This window comes from Catenovulum agarivorans DS-2 (assembly GCF_000568405.1).
Lineage (GTDB): Bacteria > Pseudomonadota > Gammaproteobacteria > Enterobacterales > Alteromonadaceae > Catenovulum > Catenovulum agarivorans_A.
In genome coordinates this window covers 66,506-83,120 of record NZ_ARZY01000012.1, presented here as the reverse complement: position 1 = coordinate 83,120, position 16,615 = coordinate 66,506, and the positions used below count along the sequence as shown (strand labels likewise).

The 16,615-nt window shown below is 41.4% G+C and carries 11 protein-coding genes; 1 reads left to right on the top strand and 10 read right to left on the bottom strand.

The annotated features are described in order from the left end of the window. Window position 1 precedes the first annotated feature (1 nt). The 6 genes from leuB to DS2_RS08195 all read right to left on the bottom strand — a co-directional run bounded on the left by leuB (window position 2) and on the right by DS2_RS08195 (window position 9,200). Window positions 2–1,102 (bottom strand): 3-isopropylmalate dehydrogenase, encoded by a 1,101-nt coding sequence (gene leuB, locus DS2_RS08220; protein ID WP_035014243.1) that lies wholly within the window; start codon window positions 1,100–1,102, stop codon window positions 2–4. 20 nt (window positions 1,103–1,122) lie between these two features. Beyond that, window positions 1,123–2,685: a 2-isopropylmalate synthase gene (leuA, locus tag DS2_RS08215; RefSeq protein ID WP_035014242.1), complete on the bottom strand. Its 1,563-nt coding sequence runs from the start codon at window positions 2,683–2,685 to the stop codon at window positions 1,123–1,125. A 343-nt stretch (window positions 2,686–3,028) separates the two neighbouring features. Further along, on the bottom strand, window positions 3,029–4,060 hold the full coding sequence (locus DS2_RS08210; RefSeq protein WP_035014241.1) for an ABC transporter ATP-binding protein: 1,032 nt from the start codon (window positions 4,058–4,060) through the stop codon (window positions 3,029–3,031). A 17-nt stretch (window positions 4,061–4,077) separates the two neighbouring features. After that, window positions 4,078–5,748 (bottom strand): ABC transporter permease, encoded by a 1,671-nt coding sequence (locus tag DS2_RS08205; RefSeq protein ID WP_081754229.1) that lies wholly within the window; start codon window positions 5,746–5,748, stop codon window positions 4,078–4,080. Window positions 5,749–5,779: 31 nt separating this feature from the next. Beyond that, complete coding sequence (locus DS2_RS08200; RefSeq protein ID WP_035014240.1) at window positions 5,780–6,784, bottom strand: Fe(3+) ABC transporter substrate-binding protein; 1,005 nt, start codon at window positions 6,782–6,784, stop codon at window positions 5,780–5,782. A gap of 181 nt (window positions 6,785–6,965) precedes the next feature. Then, window positions 6,966–9,200: a GGDEF domain-containing phosphodiesterase gene (locus DS2_RS08195; protein ID WP_035014239.1), complete on the bottom strand. Its 2,235-nt coding sequence runs from the start codon at window positions 9,198–9,200 to the stop codon at window positions 6,966–6,968. 116 nt (window positions 9,201–9,316) lie between these two features. Here DS2_RS08195 and DS2_RS08190 point away from each other — a divergent pair, with 116 nt between their 5' ends. Next, window positions 9,317–10,264, top strand: a complete 948-nt coding sequence (locus DS2_RS08190; RefSeq protein WP_051479731.1) for a TIGR03899 family protein — start codon at window positions 9,317–9,319, stop codon at window positions 10,262–10,264. 488 nt (window positions 10,265–10,752) lie between these two features. Here DS2_RS08190 and cysG read toward each other — a convergent pair whose 3' ends face one another. From cysG to DS2_RS08170, 4 genes are all read right to left on the bottom strand, one after another. Continuing rightward, entirely contained in the window at window positions 10,753–12,174 is a 1,422-nt protein-coding gene (gene cysG / locus DS2_RS08185; protein WP_035014238.1) for a siroheme synthase CysG, read from the bottom strand. Between the two features lie 117 nt (window positions 12,175–12,291). Beyond that, window positions 12,292–13,038, bottom strand: coding sequence for a phosphoadenylyl-sulfate reductase (locus tag DS2_RS08180; RefSeq protein ID WP_035014237.1), 747 nt, complete (start codon window positions 13,036–13,038; stop codon window positions 12,292–12,294). Further along, window positions 13,025–14,728 (bottom strand): assimilatory sulfite reductase (NADPH) hemoprotein subunit, encoded by a 1,704-nt coding sequence (gene cysI / locus DS2_RS08175; protein WP_035014236.1) that lies wholly within the window; start codon window positions 14,726–14,728, stop codon window positions 13,025–13,027. The genes DS2_RS08180 and cysI overlap by 14 nt, the downstream gene beginning before the upstream one ends. Then, the gene (locus tag DS2_RS08170; protein WP_035014235.1) at window positions 14,728–16,524 is read right to left on the bottom strand and encodes an assimilatory sulfite reductase (NADPH) flavoprotein subunit; all 1,797 of its coding nucleotides are present in this window, start codon (window positions 16,522–16,524) and stop codon (window positions 14,728–14,730) included. The genes cysI and DS2_RS08170 overlap by 1 nt, the downstream gene beginning before the upstream one ends. Window positions 16,525–16,615 lie beyond the last annotated feature (91 nt).

Sequence of the window (16,615 nt, the reverse complement as noted above, 5' to 3'; positions counted from 1 at the left end):
GTTACGCTTGCTCCACTAACTGTGCTATGTAATCACCCACTTGGGCGGTTGTTTTCGCTTGGTCTTTTTTCTCTGGCGCGAGTAGCTCACCAGTTAAAACGCCGTCGTTGAGTGTTTTTACAACAGCATCTTCAATTGCATCAGCAATATCGTTACGACCAAAACTAAAGCGCAACATCATAGCTGCAGATAAAATTTGTGCGATTGGGTTAGCAATGCCTTGTCCTGCAATATCGGGTGCACTGCCACCAGCAGGTTCATATAAACCAAAACCTTGCTCGTTAATCGACGCTGAAGGCAATAAGCCCATAGAACCTGTGATCATTGCACTTTCGTCAGAAATAATGTCACCAAATAAGTTAGCACATAACACCACGTCGAATTGACTTGGGTAACGAATTAACTGCATCGTCGCGTTGTCGATGTACATGTGCTCAAGTTCAACTTGAGGGTAGTCTTTATGTACTTCTTCAACGACTTCACGCCATAAAACACTGGTTTGTAAAACATTGGCTTTGTCGATAGACAATACTTTGCCACGGCGTTTTAACGCAGCTTCAAAGGCGATAACAGCGATACGACGAATTTCACGACGGGTGTAGCGCATGGTATCAAAACCATACTCTTCTTCACCTTCGCCTTCACGGCCTTTTGGTTTACCAAAATAAATGCCTGAGGTTAATTCACGGACCACTAAAGTATCAAAACCACTTTTAGCAATATCTTCTCGCAATGGTGATAATGCTTCTAAACCTGGGTAAATACGCGCAGGGCGTAAGTTACTGAATAAATCAAAATGACCACGTAAGCCGAGTAGGGCTGCGCGCTCTGGTTGTTCTTGTGGTGGTAGTTTTGCCCATTTAGGACCACCAACTGAACCGAATAAAATCGCGTCAGCTGCTTCACATGCTGCAAGTGTTGAATCTGGTAAAGCTTTACCATGGTTGTCGATAGCGATTCCACCTACATCGTGCTCGCTTAGAGCAAATTCAACGTTGAACTTTTTTTCTACAACGTTTAATACTTTTAAAGCTTCTGCCATGACTTCTGGGCCAATGCCGTCACCCGCTAACACTGCAATTTTCATTTTGTTTTCAGACATTACTGATTTTCCTGCTCGTTTTAGTTCTGCGTGGCTTGTTCGTTTTGTTTAGCCTGCTTTTGTAATTCAATTTGGTCTGCACGGTAGGCCAAATTCATTACGTTTATTAATGCTTGGGCTGAGGCTTCAACTATATCGGTTGATAAACCAAAGCCGCGGAATTTTTGCCCTTTGTATTCAACAACAATATCAGCTTGTGCTTGTGCATCTTCGCCGCCAGTTTTTGCTGAAATAACGTAGTCTTTAATATCTAAATCCATTTCAACAATGTCTAACAAGGCGCGATAAGTTGCATCAACTGGGCCGTTACCTAAAGCTGATCCCGAGATTATATCATCGCCAACTTTTAATTTAACCCCTGCAGTTGCAGTTTCGTCAGTACCAGACACAGCCGCTAAATAGCCTAATTGGTAATGTTGTTTATCCATTTGCTGGTTGTTGAAATACAACAAGGCTTCTAAGTCATAGTCGAATACTTGGCCTTTACGGTCAGCTAATTTCAAGAAACTTGCGTATAACTCGTCTAAGTTGAAATCTTGATCTGTGTATCCCATTTGCTGCATACGGTGCTTAATAACATGGCGACCGCTGCGCGAAGTCATATTTAAGTCATTGGTACTCTTACCAATGCTTTCTGGAGTAATGATTTCGTAAGTGTTTTTCGCTTTTAATACACCATCTTGGTGAATACCTGAGCTGTGGCTAAATGCATTTGCACCAACAATGGCTTTATTTGGCTGCACAGGCATATTACATAACTGGCTCACTAAACGAGATGTGTGGTAAATCTCTTTGGTGTTAATGCGGCTGTTGGCACTGAACATATCCGAGCGCGTATTTAAAATCATCGCAACTTCTTCTAAAGAACAGTTACCAGCACGTTCACCAATACCATTGATAGTACACTCAATTTGGCGTGCACCAGCTTGTACCGCCGCAATTGAGTTAGATACAGCTAAACCTAAGTCATTATGGCAATGCACAGATATGGTTGCTTGGTCGATATTCGGAACGCGGTTGAACAAGGTTTGAATAATGCCACCAAATTCACTTGGAATGGTATAACCCACAGTATCAGGAATGTTTATGGTACGTGCGCCAGCTTTAATGGCTGCTTCTACCATGCGGCATAAGTTGTCAATTGGCGTTCGACCAGCATCTTCACACGAAAACTCTACATCGTCAGTGAATTTGCGCGCATACTTAACCGCGTTCACACCCATAGCTAAAACATCGTCAAAGCTACGCTTTAACTTTTGTTCAACGTGAATGGTCGAGGTTGAAATAAAGGTGTGGATACGGAATTGGTCTGCAACTTTTAATGATTGTGCACATGCGTCAATGTCTTTTTCAACCGCACGGGCTAAGCCACATACAATTGAATTTTTAACGTTTTTAGCAATGGTTTGCACAGATTCGAAATCACCTGGGCTAGAAACAGGGAAACCTGCTTCCATTACATCAACACCTAATCTTTCCAAGGCCAATGCAATTTGCAATTTCTCACGAACAGATAAGCTCGCGGATAAAGCTTGTTCGCCGTCTCTTAATGTTGTGTCGAAAATTATTACTCTATCAGACATAGTCTAGCTCCTGTTTGTTTAAGGCCCGGAAACGGCGCGAATCTAATAAAAAACCCGCGCTGTTGAGCACGGGTTTTTTGTTTCGAAATCTTGATTTAAAGGTTTAGTTTGTCTCGAAACAAATCCTCCCGCACTCCAAATGAGTGAGGCTTAGCAGATTTGTTAGCGAGAGAATATAAGTCATTTAATAAACCTTATAAATTAACGAGTAAGTCAACAAATGTAACTTTGAGGTGTATTTTGGTGTTATTGGCTTAAGATGTCAATGTTTGCTTGGCCTAAAAGTTGAATTAGACCAATCGATTTTATAGATTAAGGTAGATTTAGCGAAAGCTAGGCCTTATCAAATAAATACTTTGCTTATCTTCGCGTTAATTTCAACTTTAACCGTTTGGTGTAAAAAAGATTCAGCCGACTTTACTTTAATACTCTGTTGTTGCCATTGAAATACCGACTCATAACACTCTCCAATAAAGCGCTCATTGTGCACTTGCAGCTGAGAGTGCGGATCATGCGTTAAAGTAAACTGATGTGGTCGCAAATAGATCATGGCTGATTCGCCAACATATTCAGCTAGGTTTTGTGAACCAGAATAAGTCGCCTCGCCAAACGGGGTTTGTAAGAGGGTGTTTGATTGTATTTGGCTTTGTAACCACAAGCCTTCACCTAAAAATTCAGCGATATAGCGGGTTTTTGGTGCGCTAAATAGCTGTTCTGGCGTATCTACTTGTTCGATGCGCCCTTGGTTGATAACAGCAATGCGATCACAAAATGCAAAAGCCTCGTCCTGATTATGGGTAACAAACAACGCCGATATCTTTTGTGCTTTTAACAGGTTACGAATATCTGTGATTAGCTCAAACCTCAGCTGTGGGTCAATATTGGAAAAAGCTTCGTCGAACAATAAAATTGTGGGTTCACAAGCTAAAGCTCGAACGATTGCGATGCGTTGTTGTTGTCCACCTGAAAGCTGATGCGGATAATGTTGTGCATATTCTTGCATTTTTATCAGTGTCAACATCTCGGTTACTTTTTGCTGTTGTTGTTGGCGAGATAATTGATGTAAACCAAATGCGACATTTTCAGCAACCGTTAAATGTGGGAACAGCGCATAGTCTTGAAATATTAATCCGGTGTGGCGGTGCTCTGCTGCAATGTTTATATTATTGGATAATACCAGTTTGTCACCAATGTGTATTTCTCCTGATACTTGATCTAACAAGCCGGCAATTGCTTTGAGTATAGTGCTTTTGCCACCACCAGATGCACCAAATAATGCAACGATTTCACCGTGCTGCACTTGCAAGTTTAAACCACTGATAATTTGTTTATCGTGATAGCTAACGGATAAATTATTTACAGATAATACTGACACTATTGTTCCAAATCAGATTAATGTTGCTCAATTGAGCGATTGATAATAATCAGTGGCACTAAGCCGACAATAACTATGATAATTGCACCTAATGCAGCTATTTCTAACTGCTCGGTGCTGGCATATTGAAAAACATGAGTTGGTAAAGTTTGAAAATCAAACGGGCGCAGCAATAGTGCCGCAGGGAGTTCTTTCATGCTTTCGACAAATATGAGTAACCCTGCAACCAAGACACTTTTACGAATAAGCGGTAAATGTACTTTGCTAAATACCTTGCGGTTTGGTTGACCCATACTCTTTGCCACCATATCTAAAGAGGGGCTAATTTTAGCATAGCTTGCTTCAATTCCTTTATTGGCAATGGCAATAAAGCGAATGCTGTGAGCTAATACGATCGCGATAAACGAACCGCTTAACACTAAACCTGGCGGTGAAAGCGACAGCGAATCAGCCAATGCGTTAATTTGGTTGTCTAAAAAAGCCAATGGAATGAGCACTCCAATTGCCATAACCGTGCCAGGTATGGCATAACCAGAGCTTGCAAGCTTGAGGCTGGTTTTATGAAGCTTGATCGGTTTAACGCGCAAACTAAAATTTAATGTAAGCGCTGCGACAATTGCTATGGCTGCACTGAGGCCAGCGATTATCAGGCTATTTAGAGTAATTTCGAATAAATCTGCATTCCAAGCTTGGCTGAAATAGTCAATCGCGTAGTCAGACAAAATATACAAAGGGATGATAAAGGATATTGTCAATATCAAGCAACAGTAGCCAATGGCTAGGATACTTTGTTTTTTAGTTAACTGGTAGGTCAGCTTTTGTGCGGATAATTTCGCATCGTTATGGGTTTGTTTTTGACCATTTTGTATTCGCTCTAAGTACAACAATACAAAAATACCCAACACCATGATGAGCGATAACTTGGCTGCGGCAGCTAAATCATAATAGCTCAACCAAGTGTCGTATACAGCTGTGGTCAGGGTGCTAACGGCAAAGTATTTAACCGTCGCGAAGTCAGCGATACTCTCCATTAATACAAGTGCTGTACTCGCGATAATGGCGTTGCGTGCAACAGGAATTGATATTTTAAAAAAACTTCTAAGCGGGCTATAGCCTAAAGTTCTTGCAACATGTGTTAGGTTTGCCTGCTGTTCTAAAAAACCGGCTCTGACCATTAAATAAACGTAAGGGTATAACACCAATGCAAGTACAATAATGGCACCGGTAAGACTGCGAATATCAAAAAAGTAATAATCGCTGGCTGACTGCCAACCAAACCAGTCGCGCAAAGCAACTTGAATTGGCCCAGCATAATCCAGTAAATCGGTGTAGGTGTAGGCGACTATATATGCTGGCATGGCTAAAGGTAATACCAGAGCCCATTGAAAAAAGCGCTTAAAACGAAAGTCGCATACAGCGATTAACCATGCCAGTGGCACGCCAATGCAAATCACCAGTGCGCTGACTCCTAAGGCTAAAATGCAAGTGTTTACAATATAGTCGGCTAATACAGTTTGTTTGATGTGAGCAAAAGTTTCGCTATTGGGTGCTAGTGCCTCAACGGCAATGCTCAATAGCGGAGTGGCAAATAACAAAGCGATGAAAAATGTAGATATGTGCAGGTGCTTTAGTTGTTTTAAGCCAATAAACAAACTGGCAATAAAGGGTTTACCAGTTTGTTGTGGCATATTAGTTTGAGAAAACGAAGACAAACGTCACCTATAAATCGAATTTTACCTCGTCGATCAGTTTTAAAGCTGCAGGACGATTTTTAGCTACTTGGGTTAATGGAAGCGTATCTTCCTTAAATTCGCCCCAACTTGCAACCATAGGTGCAGGTTTAACTTGTGGATTTACTGGGTATTCAAAGTTGAGCAGCGAGTATGCCTGTTGAGCTTGCTCTGACGCTAAAAACGCAATCAACTTAATTGCATTTTGTTTGTTCGGTGCATGTTTGGCGATAGCCGCACCAGACACGTTTACATGTGCCCCTCGATTTTGTTGGTTTGGATAGACAATATGCACAGCGTCTGCCCACGCTTTTTGCGCTGGGTCCGTCAGCATTTTGCCAAAGTAGTAGCTGTTACCCAAAGATACATCACATAAGCCTTCGCTGATTGCTTTAACTTGTGCTCTGTCATTGCCTTGAGGTTTGCGCGCTAGGTTATTTTTGACGGCCAGCAACCAAGCTTTGGTTTCGGCTTGGCCATGATGAGCTATCATTGACGCAACTAAACCCAAGTTATACGGGTGCTTGCCACTACGAGTACAAATTTTGCCTTTAAATTTAGCTTGGGCTAAATCTTCGTAGTTGAGTTCAAAAGGCGCAGCAACACGATCTTTAGCCGCATAGATATTTCGAATGCGTTTAGTTAGCGCAACCCAGTGGCCGTTGTCATCTCTAAAATGTGCTGGAATATTGGCGTTAACCGCAGCATCATTAAATGCTTGGGTTAAATTCTCGTCGGTTAGTTGCAATAATTTGCTAAAGTTAGAGGTCAATACAACGTCGGCAGGGCTATATCTTCCTTCGCGTTTGATGCGTTCAATTAATCCTTTTTCAGCAAATACCACTTTGGTTTTAATGCCTGTTTGTTCAGTAAATTGCTGTAAAATCGGTTCAATCAAAAATGCTTGGCGGAATGAGTAAATATTAACCGTGTCGTCTTTTGCAAAGCTCGGTAGGCTAAGTATCGTAAGTAAGATAAAGCTAAAAAGTTTCATAAAGTCTCTGTTTATTAATGAGAATTGTTCTCATTAATTTTAATGAAAGTGACATAAATGTACAGCGTTTTTTATACTGAATAACAATAAGTTGTGACGTAAAAAGATAAGGATTCGTTGATGTTGCATTTAAAACATGAGGTTAAGTCTAAATGCTCAACCTCATGTTTGCATCTGTTTATTAGTGATGGCTTAGCGTGTTTTGGTGTTCTTGAACAAAACGCTGAACTTGATCAGGCGAAAGTGGTTTGGCATATAAAAATCCTTGTACTTCCTCACACCCCATATCGAGCAATTTTCGTTCTTGGATGAGTTCTTCAACACCTTCAGCAATGGTATGTAAACCGAGTTTTTTGCCAAGTGCCAACACTGTTTCTACAATGACTTCCCCATTTTCACTGAGGATATCTTTAACAAATGCGCGGTCAACTTTCATACGATCTAACGGTAATTGATGTAAGTAGTTTAATGAGCTAAAACCTGTACCAAAATCATCCAGTGATACTTGAATGCCTTCTGCTTTCAACAAGGTGAGTGCTTCAATCACTGTACTTGGATTATTCATGAGTACACTTTCGGTGATTTCTAACTCAATGGATTGTGGTTTAACCGCAAATTTATGCACTGTATCAATAATCGTTGGTACAAATTTAGGGTTTCTAAATTGAGCCATAGATACATTTATCGAAACCCTAATTTTATTGAAGCCTTTGTCTTCTAGTTGCTTAAGCTGCCTGCATGACTCCTCAACCACCCAGTTTCCAATGTCTATCATCAAACCAGAGTGTTCGGCCAGTGGTACAAATACTTCAGGCTCAATCATGCCGCCTTCAACTCGAGGCCAACGCAATAAAGCTTCGAAGCCTATTATATTGTGGGTATTGAGATCGAGTTGCGGTTGAAACCACACTTGCAGTTTTTCTTGCTCAAAGTCTTCACGCAGCTGATGAGCCATGCCCAAGCGCCACGCCGTTCTTTGTTCCATAGTGTCTGAGAAATAAGCGTAACATTGTTGGCGATCTTTTTTCGCTTGATTAAGTGCTATGTCTGCATGTTTGAGGATCCTCAGGCCGGTTTTGTCGTTCGCATCTCTATCACAAAATCCCATGCTGAAATGCACTGGAATACGCTGATCTTCGACCTTTAATGGGTAATCAAATAACTCTAAAATATGCTCAGGATTAACAATCATTTTATGGCCAATAATACCAAATACGTCTGCACTGACTCTGGCTAAACGACTGTTGTTGCCGTATTTTTCTGTTAATCTTTGCGCCACGGCTTTTAATAAATGGTTGCCTGTTTCTTGACCGAGACCATCATTGATGTCGGCAAAGTGGGTTAAGTCAATTATCACAACAGTATCACCCATAGCTGGGTCTTGAATGTATTGATCCAACATTCGGATAAAATCAGTACGATTGGATAACCCAGTGAGCTTATCTTTATATGCGGTGTTTTTAAGCTCTTGAAATAATTGTACGTTTTCTAGGCTCACACCAACGTTGCTGAGTAATACATCAGTTAATTGTTGATTAAACCGACTGGGGTCGATACCGTCATCTAAATAAATCGCCGCGTGAAACTTCTTACTCTTAACAAATAACGCCATGTCAGTTGAATGCACTTGATGCTGCTGATGGTTCAAGCACTGGCTTAACTGCATAATTATTCGGCCGTTGTCTAGTTGCTCAATCAGCTGGCCTGTCGACTCGCTATAATCTTCGGTCGCACCTACTACAAACGGCCGTGCGTTTTCTTTATTGTTTGGTTTTACACAAATTAACCCTTGAGAATGAATTTCCAATAAATCATTCAGTGCGCTAATGGTTTCTCGGGTGAATTGTTGTGGATCTTGTTGCTGGAGTTGCACACAAGACGAAACTATTTTTGACAGTTGAGCTTTGCTTTTTTCAATCTGGTTAATCTGCTCATAACTTCGGATGGCGGAAATTAAGGTGGTGACGAGTTTGCTTCGTGTCAGTTCTGTTTTGGTTTTGTAGTCGTTAATATCATACTGCTGAACTACGGTTTCTTCAGGTGCGTAACCTGGTTGACCTGTGCGTAAAATAATCCGAGTATTGGTTTGACCCAGTTCATCACGTATGTGTTTAACAGCATCTAAACCCGCATTTTCATGCTCCATTACCACGTCCATTAGTATAACGGCAACATCATGGTGGTTTTGCATGTACTCGATGGATTCTTCGCCAGAATAGGCATGGCCAAAATAAAGCGGTTTTCCCAGTGTTTCTAGCCCACTTAGTGCTAGTTGTGTAACTGAATGAATTTCAGCATCATCATCCACTACCAGCACGTGCCAAGCATTGCTTGGGTCTATTACATCCGGTTCGATGTCCAAATCGTCGTCGTCATCAGCAAATAGAATTACATCGTCTAATTTGTTTTGCAGCATATGAATTCCGGTAAGTAAGAATATCGGCAAATATAGAGCTTTCACTATACAACTTGATTAAGTATAGCCTAATATACAAGTGTCGTTTATACCTATAACAATAATCTGAATATTTTATGAAAACTTCAGGCGTAACATCTAATTTACCACCTTCTTTGCAAAAAGAGGTTGTAGAGTTAAATAGCAAAAAACAGCAAGTTAAACCCTCTGTTGCTGATAAAGCTGCGACCGTTAGTGCACACACCCAAGGCAGAGGCCAGGCTAAAGTTACTTTAGATCAACAAACTGCTAGTTTTCGCTTAGCACAAATTGCGCATAAACACGGTATCACAAGTCAAGTTAAAGGTCAGTTAAGTCTAGAGCAGCGAGCAAGCCGACGTGAACGTTTAGAGCAAGCACGTAAGCAGCAAAATTTAGAAATAATTATGCAGCAAGCGTTGAGTTATGTTGACGATAAAGTGCCGAATGATGATGTTGACCCCGACTGGTTACACCAATTTTTTGCAATGGCGGAAACAATTTTTTCAACACCAATGCAAAAGCTTTGGGGAAAAATTTTAGCCATGCAGACATTACGCCCAGGTAGTTTTTCTTTGCGTGCTTTATCTACCCTTAAGCAGATGACTCATAGAGATGCGCTAATTTTTCAAGCCGCATGTAATATTACGCTTAGAGATAAAAATGAATATGGCGGACGTATTTTTAGTGGCTTCTATGGTTTACGTAGTTGGTTCGATTTGTTTAAGAAAGAGCATGGTTTTGCGATCAACTTATCTAAGTGTGGTTTAAGTTACCCTGATTTATTAACTTTGTTTGACTTAAATTTGTTGTACGCTAGTGAAATTGAGACGAGTGAGTTAACTAAAGGCCAGGTCATTGAAATGGAGATCGGCAGTGGTAAAGTTCAATTGCAGGTGGTTAAAAGTGGTTATGTGTTAACTTATTATAAACTCACACAAATTGGCAATGAACTCGCGCGGTTGATTCCAGCTGAGTTGAATATGAATTATTTGGAGCAATTCGCTGCCGTGTTAGAGCCTGCCATTCATGTGAATATGAAGTAGGTTTTGTATTTGAAGTGCTTTTGGTTGGCGGCAGGGAAGAGCAAAGGCGAATGGAGTACCCCTCTTCGTATGTTAATTCTTTCGACATTTTATCGCTGCAACTCCTGTGCAATATAGGGAAATCACTAGACCATAACTATCGCAAAAACGCTGTTCTGGATTAAAGTAAATCCTGAGTAGATTATTCGTCCCTGAAGGGCAGGCCCTGTCGCCATCCCTGGCTCCACCTCGTCAGACTGCGAAGCGGTGCTTCGGTTCTGATTCGCCCCTGAAAAAGAAATTTTGCTCTAAGTTATTGCTCTAGCACTTTCCTAAATTTTTATCGCTGTGCTTTATTCGAAAAGCAATAAAAATGCTCGATAAAAGTCTAGCTGAATGCTGATTTTCTAAAACTTCAAACGTCCGGGACGACGTTTGGGAGCTTCCACGGATGGATTCACAGCGATTTTAGAAAATTATGCTTCAGCTGGGCTTTTGTGCTCTACGCGCTACTTCTCAGCCAAATAATTCTTAAATGCGCCTGCGTTTTCTTGCCTATCAGGGGTAAACCAATCGAGTGAGTTATGTAATTTAACCACTTGGCCGATTATTAATAACGCTGGTGAGCCGATATTGTGTTGCTGCTGCAATTGACCTAACTCACTTAAAATACCTGTAACCACACGTTGGTGTTGAGTTGTGCCATTTTCAACAATAGCCACTGGCATATCTGCTGCCATACCATGTTTAATTAAGTTTTCTTGTACCTGCTGCGCTTTACTCAAGCCCATGTAAATACACAAAGTATGGTAAGGGTGGATGAGTGATTGCCAATCAGGTTCATCACCCGCTTTACTGTTTTGCCCTGTAACAAAAGTGACTTTGCGTGCATAGTCTCTATGGGTTAGGGGAATCCCCGCATAACTTGAGCAGCCTGCAGCTGCGGTTACCGCTGGAATGACTTGGAAAGGAATTTGCTGTTCTACTAAGGTTTCTAATTCTTCGCCGCCGCGGCCAAAAATGAATGGGTCGCCACCTTTTAAGCGGCAAACTTTTTTACCTTGTTTGGCTAAATCGACCAATAGCTGGTTAATTTCTTGCTGCTGCTTCATGTGCAGACTTTTCTGTTTGCCTACACAAATAAACTCAGCGTCTTTACGCGCTAAGTTTACAATATCGGCTGAAACTAACCTGTCGTAAACTACCACATCTGCAAGTTGTAATTTTTGTAGTGCTTTAATGGTGATAAGCTCAGGATCGCCCGGGCCAGCACCAACTAACCACACTTCACCTTGTTCGTGGGTGTTTTGTATTAAATTATCCACTAAGCTGGTTTTTTCGCTGTCAGCCATTTGCTCAAAACGCGACATGATTGAGCTTGAGAAAAACTTTTCCCAAAACAATCGGCGTAAATCTATCGTTGGTAATTTGCTTTTTATTTTGCTGCGAATAGAGCCTGCATATTGGGCAATTCCGGATAACGACTGAGGTAGCGCTGTTTCTATCATAGCGCGGATGCGTCTTGCTAATACAGGGCTCATACCAGCAGATGAAATAGCAATCACAATAGGTGAGCGGTCAACAATAGACGGTGTGGTGTAGCGGCATAGATCGGGCTGGTCGACAGTATTAACCAAAATATTGTTAGCTTCGCAATATTCGAAAATTTGTTTATTCACTTGGTTGTTGTCGGTTGCAGCAACCACTAATCGTTTGCCTGTTATGCTGTCAGCTTGCCAGTTTTGTTGTTGCCAATCTATTTGTTTAGTTTCTATTAGCGTATTTATGTCAGCATTTACTTCTGGAGAGATGACACAAATTTGTGCTTTGGCTTTTAATAATGCACTGATTTTTCGATAAGCAACTTCACCACCACCAACAACAGCACAGGGGAAATTAGCCATATTTAAAAAGATTGGAAACTGTTCCATAACAAGCCTTAACAACTAAAAATGTCTAGAGATATCTTTGCTAAGTTTAACGCAAAAGCAGGGCAGGGGTTTAATAAATACAGGAATATAACAATAAAAAAGTAAAGCGAGTAGCGGTTAAATACCGCTACCACCTTCGTGTAAGCCACACTCACGTTTTAAACCAAAGAAGCGCGTTTCTTCTTCAGTCATACCCAATTCTAATGGGCGAGATGTGTGCCAATCACCAACAGATACATAACCTTGGTCCCATAGCGGGTGGTATGGCAAGTTGTGCTCTTTTAAATAGTAGTGAACATCTTTGTTGGTCCAATCAATAATTGGTTGGAACTTGTAACGACCACCACTAATTTGCAATACTGGCAAGCTGGCACGGCTACTGGCTTGGTCACGGCGTAAACCTGTGTACCAAACTTTAGCATCCAATTCTTGCAATGCTTGCTTCATTGGCTCAACTTTGTTGATCTGATTGTATTTTTCGATGCCTTCGACACCTTGCTCCCACAATTTACCCCAGCGTTGTTCTTGCCACGCAGGGCTCCATGGTGAGCGATAAACTTTTAAGTTTAACTTTAAGCGTTCGGTTAGCTGATCGATAAACTCATAAGTTTCTGGAAATAAGTAGCCAGTGTCAGTTAAAACCACAGGAATTTGTGGAATTGCTGAATTAACTAAATTGAGCATTACAGCTGCTTGAATACCAAAACTCGATGAAAGTATTTGTGGTCCAGGCAAGTGTGTAGCAGCCCATTCTACTCTTTGCTGAGGCGTCAGCTGTTCAAGCTCAGCGTTAACCTCGGTTAACGCTGCAACTTGCTCTGATTTGTCTGCTTCAAGTAGCTTTACAAAATCAATTTGTGGCATGAAACTCTCGACCGTCATAAACAGGTTTAACCAAACCAATTCGTACAACAAAGTCACCAAAGCGTTCGTCTTGTTCTCTTTCTTTGCTATAGCGCTCAAGGATAGTATCCATCTCAGCTAGGATTTCTTCTTCGCCGATGTTCTCTCGATACATTTGATTTAAGCGAGTACCTTTGCCGTCAGCGCCTAAATACATATTGTATTTACCTGGGCCTTTACCAACAAAAGCAACTTCGGCTAAGAAAGGACGACCACAGCCATTAGGACAACCCGTCATACGTGTTACGATTTCTTGATCGCCAACACCGTGTTTTTCCGCTAATACGTCAAATTTTTCAATTAAACGTGGTAAATAGCGCTCAGATTCAGCCATAGCTAATGCACAAGTTGGTAGTGCTACACAAGCGATGCTGTTAAGCATAATTGGTGAATGTTCAGTACCTAACAAACCGTACTGTTTACACATTTCTTCAATTTGTGCTTTGTCTTCAGCGGCTACGTTAGCAATCATAATGTTCTGGTTAGCTGTCATGCGGTATTCACCTTTGTGAACTTTAGCAATTTCGCGTAAACCAGTTTTAATTGTACGACGCTCGTCATCAACAATACGGCCAGCTTCTAAGAAAAGCGTTAAGTGCCATTTGCCGTTCATATCTTCTACCCAACCAAAACGATCGCCTTGGCTAGTGAATTCATAATCGCGTGCAGGCTCAAACTTTTTACCAGCATGTTTTTCAGTTGCTTCACGGAATGCATCTACACCCATGTCATCAACTGTGTACTTAGTACGCGCACGTTTACGGTCGTAACGGTTACCATTGTCACGCTGAGTCATCATTACAGCTTGCGCAAAATCAAGCGTGTCTTCTAACTTACAGAAACCTAAAACTCGAGTTAACTGAGGGTAGGTGTTTACATCACCATGGGTAGACCCTAAACCACCACCAGCACATACGTTAAAACCAGCTAAGCCGCCGTTACCGTCTTCAATAGCGATAAAACTTAAATCGTTAGCGCTAATGTCAACGTCGTTGTACGGAGGTACTGCAACCGCGATTTTAAATTTACGTGGTAAATAAGTTTTACCGTAAACAGGCTCTTGCTCAACATCTGCTGGCGTTTCTAATTTTTCTTCGTCTAACCACAACTCAAAGTAAGCGCGCGTTTTTGGCAGTAAATGCTCAGAAATTTTTACTGACCATTCGTGTACTTCTTTTTGCAACTGAGTTTGAATTGGGTTGGTCGTTGCCATAACGTTACGGTTAACGTCACCACATGCTGCAATTGAGTCTAACTTAACTTGGTACAAACCTTTAATTAACGGTTTTAAGTTGCGTTTTAAAATACCGTGGTATTGGAAAGTTTGACGCGTTGTTAAACGAATTGAGTTGTAATCAGTCAATTCTTCAGCAATTTGGTCTATTTGTAACCATTGTGGCATATCAATTACGCCACCAGGGATACGTGCACGTAACATAAATGTATGTTTCGGCTCTAATTTTTGCTGCTTACGCTCGTTACGAATATCACGGTCGTCTTGCATATAAAAACCGTGGAACTTAGTTAACTGTGTATCATCGTCAGCAACAGCACCCGTTACAGGGTTAGCTACGCTTTCTTCTAACGTGCCACGCAAGTAGTTGCTGTTAACTTTTAAATATTCGTTGGCTGCTAATTTCTTTTCGCTCATTAGTAAACATCTCTCTGGTAACGTTTGTTTTTGCGTAATTCACTAACATAGTTTTCAGCTTCTTCACGGCTCTTGCCACCTTGCTGTTCAACTATGGTTACTAATGCTTCGTGTACGTCTTTCGCCATACGATTAGCATCACCACACACATAGAAATACGCGCCTTTTTCTAACCAAGCCCAAAGCTCCGCAGCTTTTTCTAACATACGATCTTGTACATAGATTTTTTCTGCTTGGTCACGAGAGAAAGCTAAATCAATTTTGTTTAATACACCGTCTTTAAGATAACTTTGCCATTCAACTTGGTACAAAAAGTCTTCAGTAAATGTAGGGTTACCAAAGAATAACCAAGTTTCGTTTTCACGCTCGTTAGCATCAATTTCTTGAACAAATGCACGGAAAGGCGCGATGCCTGTACCTGGGCCAACCATGATTACAGGTGAGTTATCTTCTGGTAAACGGAAGTGGCTGTGTTCAACAAATACGTCTACTTCGCCGCCTTCTTCTAAACGCTCGGCTAAGAAACCTGAAGCGCCACCAAAGTGCTCTTCACCAAATGCATCGTAACGCACAACACCAACCGTTAAGTGTACTTCTTCTTCAACTTCAGCTTGGCTAGAAGCGATAGAGTACAAACGTGGGGTTAAACGGCGTAAACAACTTACTAGTTGCTCTGCAGAAATTTTAGCCGCATGTTCACGAATGATGTCGATAATTTGGCGAACATCAATATATGCACGTAATGCTTGGCGATCTTCGGCTAATTTTGCAAGTTCAGCGTTACCTGTTACTTCAGCGTATTTGCTAACAAAACCAGGGTGGCTTAACGTTAATTCATAATGACGGGTTAGCGCTTCACGCACAGCAACTTGCTCGCCGTCAACTTCAATATTAGCGCTAGCGTCTAAGCCAAGCTTTTCAATTATTTCGTCAACAACTTTTTCGTCGTTTCTAAACCAAACTCCTAAAGAGTCACCTGGCTGATACGTTAAACCTGAGCCTTCTAAAGAAATCTCGAAGTGACGAATATCTTTAACAGAATCACGACCGGTAATTTTCTGGTTGGTTTCTAAAGTCGCAGTAAACGGATTCTTTTTATTGTAAGCAGAAGTCGTTGCTGTTGGTGTAGCCGCTGCAGATACTGTTACTTGTGCAACACCAGCTTGCATGTCTTTTGCCATAGCGGCAACTGCACGCTCAATCCAACCCGCTGCAGGCTCTTCGTATTCAACGTCACAATCAACACGAGGTTCAATTGCTGTTGCGCCTAATTTAGCGAAACGTTCGTCAAAATCTTTACCTGTTTGGCAGAAGAATTCGTATGAAGAATCACCCAGCGCTAATACAGAATATTTTACACCGTCTAATTTAGGTGCTTTTTTACCTGCTAAGAATGCATGAAATTCAATTGCATCATCAGGTGGATCACCTTCACCTTGCGTACAAGAGGTGATCAATACGTGTGTTTCTTTTTTCAAATCTTTGGGTTTGTAATCGCCCATAGAAACACAGCGTACTTTTAAACCTGCAGCTTCGGCAGCTGCGGCTGCTTGTTGTGCAACACCTTTTGCGTTACCCGTTTGTGAACCATACAAAACGGTTAAAGTCGGTAGCTCAGCAGGCGCTGCTGGTGCACCAGCTGCTGGCAATGAACCCGCGCCAGCTTGTGCTAAGCCGTATAAGTAGCCGCTAACCCAAGAAAGTTGGTTTGCAGACATACCTGCGGTAATTTTATTTAACTGAGTTAATTGCTCAGCTGCCAAAGGGCTTGTAAGTTCTGTGTTTTGCGAAGACATATTCCCAAAAATCCGTGACTTGATTTAGCGCTATAGCTTAGTTGGGATATTGATAACTGGAAAGAATAAATACTAATTTTTTATTCCAACT